General features: G+C 36.9%; 3 protein-coding genes. 1 reads left to right on the top strand and 2 read right to left on the bottom strand.

From position 1 onward, the window contains the following. Positions 1–1157: AMP-binding protein (locus AC1DUW_RS23690; RefSeq protein ID WP_477643605.1), on the bottom strand; the 1157-nt coding region annotated here is incomplete at its 3' end. 446 nt (positions 1158–1603) lie between these two features. Here AC1DUW_RS23690 and AC1DUW_RS23685 point away from each other — a divergent pair. After that, positions 1604–2209: a TetR/AcrR family transcriptional regulator gene (locus tag AC1DUW_RS23685; protein WP_053346544.1), complete on the top strand. Its 606-nt coding sequence runs from the start codon at positions 1604–1606 to the stop codon at positions 2207–2209. Between the two features lie 174 nt (positions 2210–2383). On the opposite strand, the gene AC1DUW_RS23680 is transcribed toward AC1DUW_RS23685, so the two are convergent. Continuing rightward, positions 2384–3495 (bottom strand): flotillin family protein (locus AC1DUW_RS23680; RefSeq protein WP_477643604.1); only part of this gene is annotated, 1112 nt, incomplete at its 5' end.

Raw genomic sequence — 3495 nt, 5'->3', positions numbered from 1 at the left:
GCCTCTAAATTTTTATAATACCCCTTCATTAATGAACGACCCGGAATCCCTTTAACTACGATTTGACCTGATTGTCCATTTTGTACTTCATTTCCTATTTCATCGACTATTTTTACTTCATAACCAATGGTAGGCTTTCCAATACTTTTATTATTGCGAATCCCATCTAATGGATTCATTAATGGTACTCCCACAGTTTCAGTCATCCCATACATCTGTAGTAAAGAGACATTATACTTCCCTTCAAAATCCTTTAATTGTTCTTCCGCAACCGACTGAGCAAACCAGATAACTCTTAAAGAATGATTAATATCAGTTTGGTCGAATTTCTGTGCAAGAATCATTCTTATTGGTGCAGCGAATAAGGAACCTACCGTTGCACCTAAACTTTTGGCTTGTTTGAAATAACGCGAAGCACTAAATCGTTCGGTTATTGCAATACTGCCCCCTACTACTAGAGCAGACATTGTAGAATAATACTGTGCATTTCCATGAAACAATGGAAGAACGATTAATTGCCTATCATTCGGAGCTAGGCGAATTGATTTTGACATAACTTCCCCTGTGAATAGATAGTTCGCGTGTGTAATCTGAACCCCCTTTGGTTTTGATGTCGTACCTGATGTATAAAGTAATGAAGCCACATCCTCGGAATCTACATAAATATCCGGTAAGTCAGATTTAGCTTTTGCTATTAAGTGCTTTAAGTCTTTATCCACATATTTCTCACTTTCACATCGAACTAGCAATATTTCCTGTAAATACGGTAGACTTTCACGTGTGTTTGTAAATTTGTCTAAATATTTCTCTTCCGTAATGAGAAGTATTGACTCCGAATGATTCAGTAGATATTCCATTTCATCTTTAGTAGATAAAATGTTGGTTGGGACCATAATAGCCCCGATATTAGCCAATGCAAACCACGAAGTCATAAACTCTAGACAATTTGGGAGATGCAATGTTACATGTTTACCTTTCGTTACACCTAAATCAATAAATACGTTACTTAAACGATTTACTGTATCAGCAAATTCACCATAAGTTAATTCAAATCTCTGCTGTTCTATATCTTCAAAAAGTAGAAACGTTTTATCTTTGTGCCTAGCTGCTTGCTCGTTTAATAACTCTTTCAATGTTCTATTTCCGACAATATCCATACCATTTTCCCCCTTTAAATCCCAGCATGTTTGACATACCTAAATAAAACGCTTACATTTCTTACCGAAGAATACAAAATAGAGACTATATTCACAAACTACAGTCTTCGATTTCATTATAATTATACATCGCATCACAGTCAATTAATTTTCAGAATATTTACATTTCTATTATAATTATGGTAATTCGGTATTCCCAAGCTCTATTGTATCAAGGTATTTAAGAAATAAATAAAGAACATCTCCTCAAATCCTGTATAATTAACTTTATTAAAAAACTACCAACTGACTCGAGTGAGGCCCTATTCCTAATGAATAGCGGCTGATGGATATAAATTAACAAAGTTGTTATTCATTATAATCGCCAAAATAAAATGAGGTTTATAGTTATGAGAAGTTCTTCGAATGGCAATTTTTAAACCACCTTTTAAAAAGGAGAGATATAAATGGCACGTTCTACTCCAAGACAAATTAAATCCCAGCAAACTAAAAAGAAAATTTTAGAAGTTGCTCTGGATCTTTTTAGCAAAAAAGGATTCAATCAGGTTTCAGTTGATGAAATTGTAAGTGTTAGCAATACATCAAAAGGTGCGTTCTACGTGCATTTTAAATCTAAGTATGAAATCTTCATTGAAAAGTTTAAAGAGATTGATGATTTTTATGCCTCTTTCACTAAATCAATACCTAAAGACCTTAGCTGTAGTGAGAAAATTCTTCTCTTAACCAAATCTCAAATGGTTTTTTTGAGAGATGACTTAGGAAAGGATTTGATGAGAACAGTTTACGTTAGTGCATTGATTCCAAATCAACCTAAATCTCTTTCAGACACAGATAGAACCCTATACAGAATCGTTCATTCATTTGTTCAAGAAGGACAAGATGCAGGAGAATTTAGAAAAGAGATTCCATCTGAAGAAATTACTATGCTGATCACACGTTGCATGCGCGGAACACTTTATGATTGGCTTATATTTGGAGGGGATTTTGATCTTGTAGAGGAAATTCAAAAATTTATTCGTACCATTTTAGTTGAAAACATATCGACAAAGTAATAGAAATTTCACGCTTATTGTTAACATGTCATATTTTTACTAGCCTATTAAAAGCTAAATAAAACCACAGAAACCTATAAAACCTTTTAGAAATATAGAAAGTGCGCTTAGACATCCTAACACCACTCCACAAAAAAAGGTAAGAGCATAATTATGCTCTTACCTTTTTCAACTTCACTTTGCTACTTCTTCTTTCGCTGCCGCCATATTCATATTAGTTTCAGCATGCTCTTGATTAATTGTAGTCGGGAACAAATTACGCTTACCTGAGAAATTCTCAAGTAAGTCTTTGACATCAATGCCTGAAGAAGCCTTTAATGACTCCTGCAATGTTGCCATTAAATTTGTTGCATACCCAGTCACTTTATTCGCACCGCCATTCGCACCACTTCCACCCGTATCCACTACGGTAATTTTGTCGATATTACTAAGTGGACCTGCTACTTGTTTAGCATATTCCGGTAGCATTTTCAAAATCATATCCATCACTGCCGCTTGCCCAAACTGTTCAAAGGCTTCAGCTATCTTCTGCTTAGCTTCCGCTTCTGCCACCCCTTTTAACCGGATAATTTCTGCTTCCGACGTACCTTGGGCCCTTTGTGCATCCGCTTTTGCAAGTCCATCCATTCTGACACGTTCTGCTTCTGCTTTCGCCATAGCTTCAATTTTATATTTATCGGCATCCGCTTCTGTAATCTGTTTCATCTTATTAGCAGAGGCTGCCTGCTCTACCGCATAGCGGTCAGCATCCGCCTTTTTCTTCACCTCAGAATCATATTGCTTTTCACGGCGGAGAATTTCTTTTTCTTCAAGCTCGATTTGCTTTTGCCGCTCGATGATTCTGATTTGCATTTCCTGTTCCGTAACTTCCTGTTTTGACCTTGCTGTTTCTAGGTCATAAGCTTGGTCAGCTCGGGCTTTGGCAATATCTTGCTCGCGTCGGAACTCGGCGACCTTTAGCTTGTTGATTTTTTCGGCTTCCGCTATTTCTGTAGCCCGTTCGACTTCAGCACGCTGGGCTTCCTTTGAAGCTTCTGCACGCTTGATTCGCGTTTCTTTCTCTGCCTCCGCTGTTGCAATATCTGCATCTCTCTTTACTTGTGCAATTCTTGGTTTACCAAGGGATTCAAGATATCCATTTTTATCTCGGACATCTTTAATTGTGAACGATACGATGATGAGTCCCATTTTTGCCAAATCTTGTGAAGCCACCCTCTGTACTTCCTGGGAAAACTTTTCGCGATTTTTATAAATCTCCTCAACTGTCATCGAGCCAAGAATGGAAC

This window comes from Peribacillus sp. P4_C12 (assembly GCF_056402095.1).
The sequence above is the reverse complement of the archived record's forward strand: the minus strand, read 5'-3'. Positions and strand labels throughout refer to the sequence as shown.

Bases quoted from the DNA above. Each gene is read 5' to 3' on its own strand.
- AC1DUW_RS23685 (WP_053346544.1), top strand. From the start codon at position 1,604: ATGGCACGTTCTACTCCAAGACAAATTAAATCCCAGCAAACTAAAAAG.